Raw genomic sequence first — 14,986 nt, 5'->3', positions numbered from 1 at the left:
TTTATAGTTGCGTTGCATCTGATTCATTGCTGTTATAGAGGTAAATGTGACACTTCGCATTAGAGGGTGCTTTCGCATGACTTTTCCGATGACCGTTGGGCATATGCGAAGGCTCGTTGTGTCGATAGCCACAGCAGGCCTCGTTTTTACGTCCTGCGGTTTGGCATTTGCAGCGGCATCCGAATGGTTCGGCAAGCGATATTCCTATGTGCTGATCAATCAGGATATTCGCGACGCGCTGAAAGAATTTGGCCGCAACCTCGGTGTTCCCGTTGCGCTTTCGGACAAGATACGCGGTCAGGTGCGAGGTGAAGTGCGCGCCGATACAGCCGGCGCTTTCCTGACACGCCTGGCCGAAGCAAACGGATTGATCTGGTACTATGACGGATCAATACTTCACATGAATTCCAACGAAGAATTCGCCACCCAGATTATCGACCTTGGCCGGGCAAATGGCGGGATGGTTGTTGATGAGGTTCAGCGTCTTGATCTCATGGATGATCGCTTCTCCATCAAGTCCACCCCGAACGCCCCGGCGCTGCGCGTTTCCGGCCCTCCCGCTTTTATCGCCATGGTTCAGCAGGTCGTTTCGACAGTTCAGCCACCACCCCAAGCCACAGCGGACGATCCTCGCGTACGCGTGTTCCGCGGCGGACAGAAAAACGAAGTCGTAGAAGAAGTTGCCCAATCCGAACCGCGAAATACAGGACAGAACAGCGCGCGCCGACAAATATCAGCGGGTGCCGAACAGCAGACAGGAGAGCAGTAATGGCTACCCCACAGATTTCCAATGTTACGCAGCAGCCAGCCAATCAGCCGACACCTTCGGAACAACAGCAGCAATTTGAAGAAGCGCTGAATCAAGCTGTGATGAGTGGCGGCACCTCGCTGATCGGCCAGGAAATGATGAAAATCGCCAATGAAATGTTGAACGAAGCCATGTCCGAGGACGAATGAGCCCTATCGCTGAAAGTCCGGATCAGATGGAGAATTTGTTATGACAGCAGTCTCGGCAGCCGTAGCCGCAACAGTGCCGGCAGATGCGACAGCGACCCAATCTGTCGCTTCGCAAAATCTTTTCGAGCATATGTCCCGCAATATCCAGACGCTGCCACAGGGTGCAAGTCCGGCCGACCTCGGGCGCTCACTGGTTGAGGACCTGAAAGGGTTTGTCGAGCGCAGCGGGAAATTCGTCAATCGCACAAATGAAACGGATAAGGGCACCTCGCTGCAATCCTTCACCAGCACGGGAAGCAATGGCGAAAAATCCGCCAAGGTGGAAGGCGATGCCATTGCCCGTGTCGTACAGGAATTGGGCACTGTGTTCGATCATTCGATTGAAACACAGATGGTCGTGCGTGGAACAACGCAAATAACAGGCGCAGCAAATACACTTGTCAAAGGTCAGTAAGCTTCGCATGGAGATTAGCCCGGTACAACGATGCCTGATCGTGGCGATGACTTGCCTCGCCCTGCAGGCATGTAAAGAGGATCTTTATACCAATCTCGAAGAGCGGGAGGCCAATGCCATGGTTGCCGCCCTGCTCCAGAAGGGCATCCCCGCAGGCCGCGTTCTGCAAAAGAATGGCAAGCTTTCTGTGACGGTCGATGAAGACCAGTTCGCGCAGGCAGTTTCAGTTCTCAACGAGGCCGGTCTCCCCAAAACGCAATTTGCGACGATGGGCAGCGTCTTTAAACAGGAAGGACTCGTCGCCTCTCCTGTCCAGGAAAGAGCGCAGATGATCTTTGCGCTGAGCGAGGAACTATCCCGCACTGTGTCGGAGATTGATGGGGTTGTTTCCGCCCGGGTCCATGTGGTTCTGCCGGATAATGATCCGCTGCAACGCAATGCAGTTCCCGCTTCAGCCTCGGTTTTTATCCGGCACGAACCCAATCTGGATATCAATACGCTGATACCGCAGATCAAAACCCTTGTAGCAAATGGTATTGCCGGACTTACCTATGAAAAAGTGTCCGTCATACCTGTGGTCGCAGTGACAAGTCCCACTATAGGCACCAATACTGAACTCACATCATTCCTCGGCATATGGATGCTCCCGGCCAGCGCCGCGAAAGCCAAATGGCTTTTCGGTCTCTTGCTCATCGCGGTCCTCGGTCTTGGCGGAGCGCTCGGCTACCTGTTCTGGCAAAAGAAGCGCAGACGGGTCTATCCGCTTGTACCTGTGGGACCCGCCAAGTGAGCGAGGGTCTGGGTTCGGCCAACGAAGCAGCAAGCGCTCCATCCGGACAGTCGGATTGGAACAGTCTTATTTCAACTCCCGCGAAGCTCGTCCACCCGGAGCGTATTGTTGCCTGCTATGACGGTGTGATTTCATCAGACGTAGCGGCGCAACTTCAGGCATCGAGAAGGGTACAGAGGCAGCTGACATCACTGCTGATGGATCGTTTCGCATTGCCGGAATTGCCAGCGCCGATGAGCATTGACCCGGCTGACGTTCATCTGATTTCTATCCCGGCCGATCAGATTGCGGCTTTGATCCCTCTTGCCGGTGCAGTCTTATGGGCACAATTTCTGGCCAGCGAAATCCGCACCAATGAGGTAACCGGGATAAAGCGGCGCATCGGTGAGGTCGCGTTTCAGGCAGCGCTTGCCAACCGCGATCTGGCAGGCAACCTGCCTTCCCCGGACAGCCTCGATGCTTTGGAAGCCAATCTTGAGGCCGATGGTTATCGATGCCTTGCGAGCTGGCATGCAGCACTGCCGGCGGCGATCGGCGCATGGGCCCGCCTGAAACATGCCAATGACCGTTCTCTCATCCCATTTCCGGACGCAAAACAGCGTGCCCTTGGCGCAGCGATCATGCGAAGGCTTGTGGTAAATCCAGACTCTTCACCCGCACAAGAGGCAGTGTGATGAGCCAGTTGCCGACGATGCCCGGATCAAAGATTATTCGCGAGCAGGATGTTAAGCACTGGATCGACGGCTTTGCTTTTGTCGAAGCGACCAGAGCCGAAGCTATTGCCCAGATGGAAAAGATCCATGGGATTCAAGAGACAAGCCGCAAGGAGGGTTATCAGGCGGGATTCCAGCAAGGGGCGCTTGAGGCTTCGGCCTTGCTGACGACAACAACTGCCCGCGTCAATGATTATGTTGCCGGGCTTGACCGGCAGCTTGTTGACCTCAGCCTTTCCATCATCTCAAGGATTTTCGGCAAGTTCGACGATGCGGAACTGGTTGCAAAACTTGCACAACATGCATTGCAGGGATTTCAACGTGAGCGGGACATCACGATAACTGTCGCTCCGGACATTGCCGAAGACGTAGCCCGGCGGATCGCCTCTGACTATGTCAATCCTTCGCTGAACATCACGGTTCTTCCCGACCCCCGTTTGAGCGGCACCAAATGTGTGCTTTCAAATGCGATAGCAGTTGTTGATGCGGGACTGGAAACGCAACTTGCCGCCATCCGTGAGGCCCTTGTCGCACCCCAGCGACAGGACGGAGCGGCGGAATGAAGCGCGAGTTCAATCCGCCCGACCTCAGCCAACTCATGGGCCGGCTGCAGGACACTGCAGCCAAGGCTGATACGCGCCCTGTCCGGGGCCGTATTCGCAAGATTACCGGCATTATCGTGCATGCAACGGTTTCGATGGTGCGCATTGGTGAATATTGCCATCTGCGTGACCCCGTGTCGGGAAAAATTGTCCCCGCCGAGGTGGTTGGCTTTCATGACGAGGAGGCCGTTCTCACGCCAATCGGCGATCTCGACGGCATGTCGACACGGGCGGAGGTGATACCCACCGGCCATACATTGCAGATTCCGGTAGGACCGGAATTGCTGGGCTGCGTTCTCAATCCGCTTGGTGAAGTTCTCAGCCGCACGGGCCTGCCCACAGCCCTGCATACCGGCACTTATTATCCCACGCACAATGTTCCTCTCCAGCCATTGCAACGCGACCTAATCCAATATCCGCTGCAGCTGGGTGTGAAGGCTATTGATGGTCTTCTTACAGTGGCACGCGGGCAGCGCATCGGCATATTCGGTGAAGCTGGCGTCGGTAAATCATCGCTGCTTTCCAGCATTGTACGCGGCACACAGGCAGACGTTATCGTGATCGCGCTGATCGGCGAACGCGGACGCGAGGTGCGGGAATTTATCGATATTCAGCTCGGCGAAGAAGGCCGGAAACGTTCCGTTGTTGTTGTTGCAACCTCTGATCGTCCTGCCATCGAGCGGGTCAAAGCAGCCTATGGCGCCACGGCAATCGCTGAATATTTCAGGGATCAGGGCCAGCATGTGTTGCTGCTGATGGACAGCGTGACCCGCTTTGCCCGTGCGCAGCGCGAGATCGGACTTGCGGCAGGGGAACCACCGACGCGGCGAGGTTTTCCCCCTTCCCTGTTTGCCGCTTTGCCGCGCTTGCTTGAGCGCGCCGGGCCGGGCCTTGGTGGATCCATTACCGGTCTTTACACGGTGCTCACCGAAGGCGACGGAACGCTTGATCCTGTGGCCGAAGAAACAAAGGCTATTCTTGACGGACATATTGTTCTGAGCAGTGAACTTGCCCAACGCAACCATTTTCCTGCCATTGATGTTTTGCGAAGCCGCAGCCGCCTGATGGATGCGGTTGCCAGTAAAACCCACCGTGCCAACGCCGCACAAGTCCGCGATCTCATGGCGCGCTATGAAGATATAGAACTGCTGTTGCGCGTCGGGGAATATAAGCGCGGAGCAGACCCGCGCTCGGACGCAGCGCTGGACCGCCATGCGCGGATCGAACAATTTCTCCGGCAAGGCAGCGACGAACATTTCGGACTTGCCGAGACTGAACTGCAATTGCAGGGACTTCTCGCATGAGCCAGGAAAAGAACCTGAAAAAGCTCATGGAGCTGCGCAAATTGCGCACAAGACTTGCCGAAGAGGCCTCCATTCGTCAGCAAAATGCCGAGAGAACTGCATCAATGGCCGTGGACGCGGCAGCAGAGCGCATCATCCAGAATGATGAAAGTCGTCTCAGCCGCGAAACGGCAATGTATGACCAAATGTCCGGCGGTTTGCTCGGTCGTCAGGCACTTGATGATTATCAGGACGCTCTGTCCGCATTGACCTATCAGGCGGCCCATCTCCAGCAGATGGAGGCGCAGGCAAAGGTCAAACTGGTTGAAGAAGCAGATAAAGCCCGCGAAAAAGCCGCCGAACATCTTGCCAGGCTCCGGCAGCATGACAAGCTCGAGCTTCTTCTCGAGAAACAGGGCGTCAAAAAGGACAAACGCGCCGGTTTGATGACGGAACTGGAGGATGAGGACCAGCAGAGGCCCGCATCATCAGTTCACAAGGGACTTTGAGGATGAACATGCTCGCAGAGACGCAAACATTCTCAAAAACCCGGCCCCTGGACGCAAAGGAACCCCTTGACTGGCTACCTTCAGTCAACCCGGATCATATGGCCATTTTGAATATGTTTCCGAGGAAGCCCATTTCCGTACAGTTGACCAGGAGCGGGCCTGAAATCGGCATGTATCTGGCCGACAATGCTTCGCTCCTTCTCAATCCAGTTACGGTGCCGGTCGCCATAGGGCCATGGGCCTGTAAACTGGTATTGTCGGCAGGCACGCTTGAGCGTCTTGTTCAGGGATTCGGCATCACCAAAATGATTGCCGGTCTTGAGCCACGCCAGCGTACCATCCTGATCGAACATGTTCTTTCGGAACAATTGGACCGGCTTGAGGAGATTATCGGATATCCCATTCGTTTCGGCGATCAGGAGGAGGTCGCGGATTACGACATCATCTTGCCGTGGGTTCTCGATTTCGACGATTACCCGCGTAATGCTGAATTGCACCTGACGCGTGATTCCGCAAAGCTTCTTGGCAGTGCGATCAAGCAAACTCATGCTTCCGAGGCGACGGAACTGCTGTCGCGTATCGAATTTCCGGTGCAGCTTTGCGCCGGAACGCAGGTCCTGACGATGGCAGAATTGCGCGGTCTCAAAGCCGGTGATGTGATCCTGCGCAGGGAATCATCGGAGGCCGATCCCATTGCCATTCTCTCGGGACGGTTCACTGCTTCAATTTCACCGGACGGACAGGCACACAGACTTACCAGCGGGTGGAGCCTGCCCGCAAAGAACGGGGAGACTTCCACCATGTCGCAATCCTATACCAACCCTTCCGGATCGGCAGGATTCGAACAAGTTGACGACCTCCCGGTAGAGCTGGTCTTTGAAATCGGCCGCTGCGAACTGCCTTTGAGTGAAATTCGCAAGCTCGGTGAAGGCAGTGTCCTGCCCGCTGCCGCCAGCACTTCAAATGCCGTGAACATATTGGCCAATGGCCGTCTGGTTGGCAGCGGCGAACTGGTCAAGATCGGCGCTGGACTGGGCGTAAGGGTCGTCCGGCTTGGGTGAGTATCAGACCAATCTCATACCGATCATCATTGTTGTCTCGGTTATCGGGCTGATCCCGCTTGCCGTGGTGACAATGACGGGGTTTCTCAAAATCTCCATCGTGCTGTTTCTCATTCGCAACGCCTTGGGTATCCAGCAATCGCCACCCAATCTGGTCCTGTACGGCATCGCACTGATCCTGACCGTATATGTAACGACGCCGCTCGTGGGCGAGATGTATCGCATTCTGGAAGCCCAGCAGGTCGACACGCAATCAATGGATAGTATGAGGGCTGCCGCAGAAGCCCTGCGACCGCCCTTGCAAGCTCATCTTTCCAAGTTCACCAATGAAAACGAGCGTCAGTTCTTCCTGCAGGCAACCGAGAATGTGTGGTCGCCTGAAGCGCGCGCTGACCTCAAGCCGGACAGTCTGCTTGTGCTCATTCCGGCGTTCGTAAGCTCGGAACTCACTCGCGCATTCGAGATCGGCTTCCTGCTTTATCTGCCGTTTCTGGTCATCGATCTGATCGTCTCGAACGTGTTGATGGCGATGGGCATGATGATGGTGTCGCCGACCCTGATCTCGATACCTTTGAAGATCTTTCTCTTTGTGGCAGTCGATGGCTGGTCCCGCCTGATGCATGGTCTCATACTAAGTTATGGAGGCACGTAGCTGTGGGTCAGACCGCTTTTCTTGCACAGATGCAGAATGCGCTTTTGACGGTTCTGCTTGCTTCGGCACCGGCATTGGGGATCGCCATTATCATTGGCATCAGTGTGGGCCTGATACAGGCGCTGACACAGATTCAGGATCAGACATTGCCACAGGCGGTGAAGCTTGTTGCCGTCATGCTTACCCTCATTGTGCTTGGGCCGACACTTGCCGTGCAGGTCGCCAATCTGGCAAGTCATGTGCTTGACAGTTTTCCGGCAATGACGCGTTAGTGGAATATGGACGCTATCTCCAGCACATCGTCCTTCCTTGCCCTCGCCTATCCCTTGCTCGTTGCAATGGCCATAAGCGTTGCCCGCGCGCTGGGCATGATCATGGTCACGCCCGCCTTCATCCGGCTGGGACTGACTGGAATGATCCGCTCCAGCGTTGCGGTGGCGATCTGTATTCCGGCTGTCCCCGGGGTGCTGAATGGAATTCTTGCCGAAGGGCAGCTCGGCAGCCTGCTTATTACCGGTCTGCTCGTTAAAGAACTGATTGTCGGCATGATCATCGGCATCGCCTTCGGCATCCCGTTCTGGGGCGCAGAGGTTGCAGGCGATCTGGTCGATTTGCAACGTGGCTCGACATCGGCACAGTTGATCGACCCTTTGCAAGTGAGCGAAACCAGCATTGCCGGAACTCTTCTTGTCTTTGCCCTGCTCGCGCTGTTTCTTTATGTCAGGCGGGTTTCTGCTGCTCGTCGATGGCTTCTATAAAAGCTATGAATTGTGGCCCGCGGTCAAATTCGCCCCGGTGATCAACGTGAATGCCATTCCCGCCCTGCTTGGGGTTCTGGACCGCATCATGCAAATCGCGGTCATTTTGATTGCACCTATCGTTCTTGCCCTGCTCTTGACTGATTTGATGCTGGCCTATCTTTCGCGCATGTCGCCGCAGCTGCATGTTTTCGATCTGTCGCTTGCCATCAAGAACCTGCTTTTTGCCGTGTTGATGGTGCTCTATATTTCCTATCTGGTGCCCTACATGATGTCAGAGTTAAAGGACCTCCGGGGAACCTCGGACATCATGCGTTCGCTCGTGGATGGCGTACCCCAAAAAGCACCCTGAGGCTCATAGCCTCAGGCCACGGATATGCCAAGTTGCCGGAGGGTGGCATCAATCTGCGCTACGGATTGAGGGCTCGCATCACCGTCATTGATCTTGTCGGCAAGACTTGGAAGCGTCACCGCGGCTTTGCCCGAGGCGCTTTGTGTGCGGTGATTGAGCTTTTGCGGATCAGTGTAGTTTGCATCCCCTTCCGCGGTGGCGGGAAAGCGGGAAACGTCCCCATTCAGACCATCAAGCGTATGATGCAGATTATCACGCAGTGTAGCGAGCTTGTCTTGCGGTATGGCATTGAGCCAGTTGACGAAGCTTTGAAGGTCTGCGGGCTGATCAAGCTTGTAGCCCTTCAGCTCTGCATATTTCACAAGCAATGGAACAGGACTGAACCCTTCACCGCTCTGATCAACCAGTGTCTTCGCGGTTTCTTGCGATAATTGGGCGTGCTGCAAAAACCGCATGGAGGTGTCTGTCATATAGATATTCGACTGGCGGGTATTCGTAAGAAGCATCTGGCCAATGACCGCAGCTCCTACAATGACCAGACCAACCGGTCCTGCCATAGATCCAGTCCCGAAAGCGGCGAGTATACCACCTGCACCAGCGGCGGCCTGCAATGTACCCATCTGCCAGTCACCGCCCATATAGGAGCGCGTCGCCAGCACCAGATCGAAGCTTGCACCAACCGACCCCAACCACTTTGCGGCGGTCGTGCTGCTGCTGCCGAAATGTTTCACGGCCATTGAATCCGGGTTGATCTGCTGAAAGCCATTGAGCAATTCGATCGTGCGCTGCCCCACACCGGCAGCATCGATGAAGACCTTGAACTTCATCAATGGGTCCTCACCCGTTCGACTTAATGTCGAGGCCAACCCCACGCCCACGGCGGCCAGTCCAATCAAGCGCAACATCTGGCCGGGAACTGTCGTATTCTTGAACGACTTCATGCCATCATTTGTGTCAGTCAACCTGGCGTCGAGGTTTTTCAACTTCTGGACCATTTGGGCTTCAGTATCACCCGCTGCCGGAAGTGCCTCCTCGACTGCGCTCAGTGCTTTCTTGAATTCATCGTCGGGTATGCCAAGCAATTTGGCAGCAGGAGAATTGTGCAAAGAGGCTATGCCAGCCTTGGCTCGCTCAATGCTGGCAGGGTCGTTCGGATTGAGATTCCCGAATGACGGCAAGACCGTCCGGCGCACGATCTGCGTCATTGCTTCTTCTGCAAGTTTCCGGCCACGATCCGTCAAGCGTGCCTGATGGGATAACAGGGAAACAACAGCAGGTTTATCCAGTAGCGCCGGATCATTCTTCAGCGCGACCTGCATAGCCATGACTGATTTGTCGTCGGAAAGGATTTCCTTGATTTTTTCATCGGCAGCGCCCTGTTGAGCAGACAGCTCCGGCGGCAGATTTCCCAATTGGCTTATCTGATTGAGAAGTTGATTGCCCTTTGCGGCAACATCATTTTCCAGCGCCAGCTTCTGATCTGTCCAGCCCTGACCCTTCTCCGCTTCATAATCCGTAATAGCTTTCTCAAGCTGTTCCGGCGTCATTGTGGCGCCGTGATTTGCGATCAGCCATTGGAGCTCCTGCATATGGGCGGAGTATTTGTCGACACTGCCATTCACAGAACCTTTGGAGAATTCAACGACACTCGGGAGGATCGTGTTCTCCAGATAGGCACTTGAGGGAGACGTCGCAGCTCGTTCGATCGGAAAATCAAGGCCTGAGCCTGAAATGATCGCCATACGCATCGATGTGGGGTTTCCAACATCCATGTCTATAAAGTGGTCGATGACGATCTGGCCTTTTGGCGTGTCACCGATTCGACCAAGAATCATATTGAGATTTTGCTGCCCCTCCAGGCCAATGAGGTCACCACCAATCTTCTCCTGCTTGCGTGCGTTTGCAGCCTCTATCGTCGGCAAAGCATCAAGCATCAATTGCGCTGCCAGCTGTGGATCCGCATTTTTGGTCAAGGCTTCCAGTTTGCGCATGGATTCCGCACTATCGCCTTGATCGCTGATCGCCTTTTCAGGATCATAATCCTTGAGCCTCTCTGTCGCCCAAGTCGCAGCAGTGCTTATGAGCCCTTTGGCATCGGCATTGCCGTCAATTGCAGCCTGCACTTCTGCCGGCGCTTTGCCATAGGCGGCATTTAACGCATTGAACGCTTCATCCGGTTTGCCCGCTGCCTTCGCATCGTCAATAATCCGCCGTGCCTGCGACTCGATTTCGGGTCCATGATGGGTCGAAGGACGCAGTGTTATGCCAAGCTCTTTGGCCGTGTTTTCCAGCGCGACTTGCGACGGTCCCGCATCGGTCCAGTCGTGATCGTAAAGCGCCTGAAGGGATTTGGTGTGCTCGCCTTCCGGAATGTCTTGAAGATAGTCCTTTACATCCGCTGCAATATTTGCGGTTCCGGCCTTATAGTCAGTGTTTGGATTATCGGAATATTGCAGCTTGTTGCCTGTCGCATAGATTTCCTTTGCAAAGGCTTCCTGAGGATCGGCGATCAACTGCCTTTCTGTGGCAGCGGCTTCTATCGCGCTCAGCGCCGGACTTGCATCCTGCCAATCGCTTTTGTTTCCAATGAGCCTTGAAACGGCGGCCTGCCGTTCACCTGCCGGAAGCCCATCGAGATAGGCCCCTACATCCTGCTGTATGCCTTTGGTTTCACCAGGAAAATCGGTCTTGGATGGATCATCTGCATATTGAAGATTATTTCCGCGCTCATAAAGCTCGTTCTTGAAAGCAGCCTCGCCCGCCGGTACGCCCTTGCTGTCCTTGACGGTGTCCGCAGCCAGATCCGGCGCAATATGAGGAATGATGATGATGTCATTCGGATTGACCAAATCGACTTGATTGTCGTGAAGTCCCTTGTTTGCCTCAACTACGTCGCCAAACCGCACATTGTTATCCTTGGCGATTTCCCAAAGACTATCACCCGGCTGAACCACGATCAGCTTTTCTTTGTCGGGGTCGAATGAGCTTGGCCCGCCTGCCTGCGCACGTTCGCGCACAGCCTGCCTGATTTGCTCCACGAAGAGTTGCTGTTGTTGCGTAGAGGTCAGCGGTATCTTGTTGCCATTGGCATCAAAGCGGTTCTTACCATCTACATCTATACGAAAAGACATCGCGTTCTCCTGCCTGATCGGGAAATCGGAATGTTGCTGCTACGCGAAAGAACGCGTGGGACTCACCGGCAACGGCAGGAGAAACATGGAAGATGTGCCTCACAGTTTTATGACATAGGGCAAATTAGAATTGACGGCCTGACAAAATATATTTGCCAATCAGACAGGTTCTCGCCATCATTCCAACAGCAGAGGTAAGACGTTCAGCCATAACTATCCAGAAAGGACGGTTTCTTGGTTCAGTCCATCAACAATGCGGGATCGCAGCAGGCGCTCGAAAGCAATTGGAATGATGAAAATGCCATGCGAAAATTCGAACGCGCGGCGGACGGTGCCACACGCCAACGCAAACACGAAATTCTCGACGACAAGCAAAGGCCAAATTCGGTAGAGCTGGGTGCCAGTTCGAAATCAATCGATCAGAAACCTCTTGCCGCTCCACCCCAGACTTCGTTGCCGCCTGACAAATCTTCATCGGTGGACATCCGTTCCAACATAGCACCCGCCATACAGAACGCAGACGCCAAACCGGCCCCATCCGCCAAGTCGCGATACGTCGCAGCGGCCGTCTTAACGGCGCTCATTGCCATCATCGCCTGCGTGATTTATCTCGCGTAGGAGTTCGACCTCAATGCAATATCTGGCTCAAGAATAATTTGCTTCGCTCGTTTTGAGGATTGTCGAAGAATTCGAGCGGCTTGCCCTCTTCAACGATCCGTCCGCGATCCATGAATATGACACGGTCTGCGACCTGTTTGGCAAATCCCATCTCATGGGTGACGCAGACCATCGTCATTCCTTCTTTTGCAAGAGAGACCATTGTATCGAGCACTTCCTTGACCATCTCCGGATCGAGCGCCGATGTTGGCTCGTCGAAGAGCATGACTTTAGGCGTCATGCAGAGCGCGCGGGCAATCGCAACTCGCTGCTGTTGTCCACCTGAAAGCTGTGCCGGAAACTTGCCTGCCTGTTCAGGGATACGCACCCGATCCAGAAAATGCATCGCGGTTTCGATGGCCTGTTTCTTTGGAATTTTACGCACCCACATGGGAGCAAGGATGCAGTTTTGCAGGATCGTCAAATGCGGGAAAAGATTGAAATGCTGGAAGACCATGCCGACTTCGCGGCGGACTTCGTCAATCTGGTCCTCATCTTCCGTCAGCTCTATTCCGCCAACAACAATCTTTCCTTGCTCATGCGATTCAAGTCGGTTGATGCAGCGGATAAGCGTCGACTTGCCTGAGCCGGAAGGGCCGCAGATTACTACTTTTTCCTGCGGCGCTATGACAAGATTTATATCATCCAGCGCATGGAAAGTGCCGAACCATTTGTGGACGCCATTCAGTTCAATTTCACCGGCGGAAACTATGGGTAGTGTCATGGCATTTCCTTCAAAAGAGGACATCAGCGTTTCAGTGACCTGCCGAAGCGCTCTTCGATACGGGCTTGGATAATCTCCAGGCCAATGGACAGGAGCCAATAGATCATCGACGCTGTGATCAGCATCTCAATGTGGCGGAACTCCTTCTGACCCATTGTGCGAGCGAGATACATGATCTCCCAAACACCGACGACCGATACAAGCGAGGAGTCTTTCAACATTGCGATAAACTGGTTGCCCGTTGGTGGAATGATCACGCGCATGGCTTGCGGTAGAATGACCAGAAACATCGTGTGATTGGGTCGCAGTCCGAGTGCTGTTGCGCCTTCGCTTTGTCCGCGCGGTATGCTCTCGATACCGGCGCGGAAAATCTCTGTCATATAGGCACCATAACACAGCGACAACGCCAGAATGCCCGCCGGAATAGCGCCGATGACATAGCCGACCTGGGGCAGACCCAGATAGATAATGTAAATCTGCATCAACAGCGGCAAACCGCGAAACAGAGAGGTGTAGAAGCTGGCAAGGCCATAGACGACGCCGTTTTTCGAAAGTTTGGCGATCGCTCCGATAAGTGCAATCACGGTGGCGATGAATATTGAAATGACCGAGATATAGAGCGTCGTCACGACACCTTGCGTGATGAGAAAGCCGATCTTTTTGGCAATGAAAGAGAAACTCAGATTAAAGGAGTAGAAAAATAAAAGCAGCAAACAAAACAACTCTGCCCAAACGGCACCGATTTGATAGGTGCGCGGCAAAAGTCCAAGGAGCTTCCAGTTAACGGCTATCAGCAACGCGAAAATGATTGCGGCAACGGCACGCGTGGTTTGGGGTGACGCTTCCATGCCCGGAAGAAGCGAGGGGAATATGCTGGCAACCCAAGCTCCACCGATGCCCATCCAGTAGAGCAGCACGGCAACCACCAGAATGGCGAGGGTAGCGCCGACACGTTTCACGGCTTTCGGGTGTGACAGGATGAGCGTGGCAATCATATCAATTCCCCCAATTCAAAAACAGTAATTTTACGCGTGACGTTCCCGCCACCAATCCTGTGCCTGCAGTTTCCAATAGGTCAGCTGCGCAACGGAAAGCCCTGCCAGCCCACCGGCCCAAACAAGGCCAAATGGCTGGAAAAGCCTGTAACGCTCCGATTGTCCAAGCACTGCTTCCGCAATCACCTTGCCGCCCATGGCAGTCGTATTCAGCCCATGGCCGCCAAAGGCGGTGCAGTACCAGACGCCCTGTTGCAACTGACCGATCTGGGGCATCAAATGACGTGCGTATGACATCAGGCCCGACCAGGATATTTCGGTTTTCAGTTCGGCAAGTTGCGGATAGGTGCCGACCATTTCCCTACGGAGCTCCGCAGCAACGGCGGCAGAGGATGCCGCTCTGGTCGTGATGCGCCCACCCCAGAGCAGGCGTTTGCCGCCTTCGACAACGCGGTAATAGTCCCCTGCTCTGCGATTATCGCCAACTGCATCTGTCGTCTGGATAGCCGTCCGGATCAGGTCCGGTGCCTCTTCGGACAGCATGACATAGGTAGCAATGGGAAGATAACTGCGCTTGAGCTTGCCGATCAGCCCGGATGTATAACCGCCGGTCGTGATGACGACATTTCGCGCTTTAACCTTACCCATATCAGTGCTGACAACCTTCTCCGGCTTGGAAAATTCAGTTGAGCTTGCAGTGCTGGATTCAAAGATTTTGCCTCCCAGGCGCTCGATTTCCCGCGCCAGGGCGCGCAGGTAATTGAGGGGATGCATATGGAAGGCCTGCGGGTCCCGCAATGCCTGAAAATATCGCTCCGAGCGGAGTTTCGCCTGCACCTGTTCCCGGCTCATATATTCAACTGGATAGTCGAAGGTCCGGTGGAGATATTCGGCTCGCTGCTTCATCGCCTGTTCGTCGCTATAGCGCAGGACACTCATGATCCCATTAACGGGCGCAGCGGATGCAATATTCAATTCGTTTATGGTGTCGCGAACAAACCGCACACCTTCAATGGAAAGCCCATGCAATTTCTTTGCATTTTCGACACCTGTCGCCCGTGCGATCGCTTCCCCGTCATTGGCAAAACCCGGACTGACGAAGCCGCCGTTCCGGCCCGATGCACCCCACCCGATACGTTGTGCTTCAAGAACGACAACGGCCTGCCCCGCGCGGGCGAGTTGCAGCGCGGTCGTCAGACCAGCCAGCCCCCCGCCGATAATGCAGGTGTCGCACTCGACAGTTCCGGACAAGGCAGAAAAGGATTTATCATCGGCGATGGTGCGTCGATAAAAAGTATCGATATAGTTCATTGGATTCTCATTGCTCGAAGAAGCAGAGGGGCAACGC

General features: G+C 54.6%; 17 protein-coding genes and 1 pseudogene. 14 read left to right on the top strand and 4 right to left on the bottom strand.

What is annotated here, in order from left to right:
* Nucleotides 1-76 precede the first annotated feature (76 nt).
* The 13 genes from QFZ34_RS04410 to QFZ34_RS04350 are packed head-to-tail and all read left to right on the top strand — an operon-like array spanning nt 77 to nt 8,131.
* Nucleotides 77-769: a type III secretion protein gene (locus tag QFZ34_RS04410; protein ID WP_307277446.1), complete on the top strand. Its 693-nt coding sequence runs from the start codon at nt 77-79 to the stop codon at nt 767-769.
* Nucleotides 769-957, top strand: coding sequence for a hypothetical protein (locus QFZ34_RS04405; RefSeq protein WP_115055048.1), 189 nt, complete (start codon nt 769-771; stop codon nt 955-957). Before QFZ34_RS04410 ends, QFZ34_RS04405 begins: the two co-directional genes overlap by 1 nt.
* Nucleotides 958-997: 40 nt before the next feature.
* On the top strand, nt 998-1,411 hold the full coding sequence (locus tag QFZ34_RS04400; RefSeq protein WP_115055047.1) for a hypothetical protein: 414 nt from the start codon (nt 998-1,000) through the stop codon (nt 1,409-1,411).
* Nucleotides 1,395-2,201: a type III secretion system inner membrane ring lipoprotein SctJ gene (gene sctJ / locus QFZ34_RS04395; protein WP_307277441.1), complete on the top strand. Its 807-nt coding sequence runs from the start codon at nt 1,395-1,397 to the stop codon at nt 2,199-2,201. Before QFZ34_RS04400 ends, sctJ begins: the two co-directional genes overlap by 17 nt.
* On the top strand, nt 2,198-2,875 hold the full coding sequence (locus QFZ34_RS04390; RefSeq protein ID WP_307277438.1) for a type III secretion protein: 678 nt from the start codon (nt 2,198-2,200) through the stop codon (nt 2,873-2,875). The genes sctJ and QFZ34_RS04390 overlap by 4 nt, the downstream gene beginning before the upstream one ends.
* Entirely contained in the window at nt 2,875-3,477 is a 603-nt protein-coding gene (locus tag QFZ34_RS04385; RefSeq protein WP_307277435.1) for a FliH/SctL family protein, read from the top strand. The genes QFZ34_RS04390 and QFZ34_RS04385 overlap by 1 nt, the downstream gene beginning before the upstream one ends.
* Nucleotides 3,474-4,820 carry a FliI/YscN family ATPase gene (locus tag QFZ34_RS04380; protein WP_307277432.1) on the top strand — a complete coding sequence of 449 codons (1,347 nt, stop codon included), beginning with the start codon at nt 3,474-3,476 and terminating at the stop codon, nt 4,818-4,820. The genes QFZ34_RS04385 and QFZ34_RS04380 overlap by 4 nt, the downstream gene beginning before the upstream one ends.
* Entirely contained in the window at nt 4,817-5,308 is a 492-nt protein-coding gene (gene sctO / locus QFZ34_RS04375; protein ID WP_115055042.1) for a type III secretion system stalk subunit SctO, read from the top strand. Before QFZ34_RS04380 ends, sctO begins: the two co-directional genes overlap by 4 nt.
* A gap of 2 nt (nt 5,309-5,310) precedes the next feature.
* Nucleotides 5,311-6,369: a type III secretion system cytoplasmic ring protein SctQ gene (sctQ, locus tag QFZ34_RS04370; protein ID WP_307277428.1), complete on the top strand. Its 1,059-nt coding sequence runs from the start codon at nt 5,311-5,313 to the stop codon at nt 6,367-6,369.
* On the top strand, nt 6,362-7,021 hold the full coding sequence (gene sctR / locus QFZ34_RS04365) for a type III secretion system export apparatus subunit SctR (protein WP_115055040.1): 660 nt from the start codon (nt 6,362-6,364) through the stop codon (nt 7,019-7,021). The genes sctQ and sctR overlap by 8 nt, the downstream gene beginning before the upstream one ends.
* A 2-nt stretch (nt 7,022-7,023) precedes the next feature.
* Nucleotides 7,024-7,293: an EscS/YscS/HrcS family type III secretion system export apparatus protein gene (locus QFZ34_RS04360; protein WP_115055039.1), complete on the top strand. Its 270-nt coding sequence runs from the start codon at nt 7,024-7,026 to the stop codon at nt 7,291-7,293.
* Between the two features lie 6 nt (nt 7,294-7,299).
* Nucleotides 7,300-7,779 carry an EscT/YscT/HrcT family type III secretion system export apparatus protein gene (locus QFZ34_RS04355; protein WP_307277423.1) on the top strand — a complete coding sequence of 160 codons (480 nt, stop codon included), beginning with the start codon at nt 7,300-7,302 and terminating at the stop codon, nt 7,777-7,779.
* Nucleotides 7,739-8,131, top strand: a complete 393-nt coding sequence (locus QFZ34_RS04350; RefSeq protein ID WP_307277421.1) for a flagellar biosynthetic protein FliR — start codon at nt 7,739-7,741, stop codon at nt 8,129-8,131. The genes QFZ34_RS04355 and QFZ34_RS04350 overlap by 41 nt, the downstream gene beginning before the upstream one ends.
* Nucleotides 8,132-8,142: 11 nt before the next feature.
* Here QFZ34_RS04350 and QFZ34_RS04345 read toward each other — a convergent pair whose 3' ends face one another.
* Entirely contained in the window at nt 8,143-11,262 is a 3,120-nt protein-coding gene (locus tag QFZ34_RS04345) for a LysM peptidoglycan-binding domain-containing protein (RefSeq protein WP_307277419.1), read from the bottom strand.
* A 234-nt stretch (nt 11,263-11,496) separates the two neighbouring features.
* Here QFZ34_RS04345 and QFZ34_RS04340 point away from each other — a divergent pair, with 234 nt between their 5' ends.
* Nucleotides 11,497-11,880 carry a hypothetical protein gene (locus tag QFZ34_RS04340; protein WP_307277417.1) on the top strand — a complete coding sequence of 128 codons (384 nt, stop codon included), beginning with the start codon at nt 11,497-11,499 and terminating at the stop codon, nt 11,878-11,880.
* Nucleotides 11,881-11,890: 10 nt separating this feature from the next.
* Here QFZ34_RS04340 and QFZ34_RS04335 read toward each other — a convergent pair.
* From QFZ34_RS04335 to QFZ34_RS04325, 3 genes and pseudogenes are all read right to left on the bottom strand, one after another.
* A pseudogene (locus QFZ34_RS04335) lies at nt 11,891-12,613 on the bottom strand (amino acid ABC transporter ATP-binding protein); the annotation flags it as partial.
* A gap of 53 nt (nt 12,614-12,666) precedes the next feature.
* The gene (locus tag QFZ34_RS04330; RefSeq protein ID WP_307277412.1) at nt 12,667-13,638 is read right to left on the bottom strand and encodes an amino acid ABC transporter permease; all 972 of its coding nucleotides are present in this window, start codon (nt 13,636-13,638) and stop codon (nt 12,667-12,669) included.
* A gap of 30 nt (nt 13,639-13,668) precedes the next feature.
* Entirely contained in the window at nt 13,669-14,949 is a 1,281-nt protein-coding gene (locus tag QFZ34_RS04325; protein WP_307277410.1) for an NAD(P)/FAD-dependent oxidoreductase, read from the bottom strand.
* Nucleotides 14,950-14,986: the final 37 nt, after the last annotated feature.

This window comes from Phyllobacterium ifriqiyense (assembly GCF_030817885.1).
Classification (GTDB): Bacteria; Pseudomonadota; Alphaproteobacteria; order Rhizobiales; family Rhizobiaceae; genus Phyllobacterium; species Phyllobacterium ifriqiyense.
This window is presented reverse-complemented; position numbering and strand designations above follow the sequence as displayed.

Bases quoted from the DNA above. Each gene is read 5' to 3' on its own strand.
- QFZ34_RS04410 (WP_307277446.1), top strand. From the start codon at position 77: ATGACTTTTCCGATGACCGTTGGGCATATGCGAAGGCTCGTTGTGTCG.
- QFZ34_RS04405 (WP_115055048.1), top strand. From the start codon at position 769: ATGGCTACCCCACAGATTTCCAATGTTACGCAGCAGCCAGCCAATCAG.
- QFZ34_RS04400 (WP_115055047.1), top strand. From the start codon at position 998: ATGACAGCAGTCTCGGCAGCCGTAGCCGCAACAGTGCCGGCAGATGCG.
- QFZ34_RS04385 (WP_307277435.1), top strand. From the start codon at position 2,875: ATGAGCCAGTTGCCGACGATGCCCGGATCAAAGATTATTCGCGAGCAG.
- QFZ34_RS04380 (WP_307277432.1), top strand. From the start codon at position 3,474: ATGAAGCGCGAGTTCAATCCGCCCGACCTCAGCCAACTCATGGGCCGG.
- sctO (WP_115055042.1), top strand. From the start codon at position 4,817: ATGAGCCAGGAAAAGAACCTGAAAAAGCTCATGGAGCTGCGCAAATTG.
- sctQ (WP_307277428.1), top strand. From the start codon at position 5,311: ATGAACATGCTCGCAGAGACGCAAACATTCTCAAAAACCCGGCCCCTG.
- QFZ34_RS04355 (WP_307277423.1), top strand. From the start codon at position 7,300: ATGGACGCTATCTCCAGCACATCGTCCTTCCTTGCCCTCGCCTATCCC.
- QFZ34_RS04350 (WP_307277421.1), top strand. From the start codon at position 7,739: ATGTCAGGCGGGTTTCTGCTGCTCGTCGATGGCTTCTATAAAAGCTAT.
- QFZ34_RS04345 (WP_307277419.1), bottom strand. From the start codon at position 11,262: ATGTCTTTTCGTATAGATGTAGATGGTAAGAACCGCTTTGATGCCAAT.
- QFZ34_RS04330 (WP_307277412.1), bottom strand. From the start codon at position 13,638: ATGATTGCCACGCTCATCCTGTCACACCCGAAAGCCGTGAAACGTGTC.
- QFZ34_RS04325 (WP_307277410.1), bottom strand. From the start codon at position 14,949: ATGAACTATATCGATACTTTTTATCGACGCACCATCGCCGATGATAAA.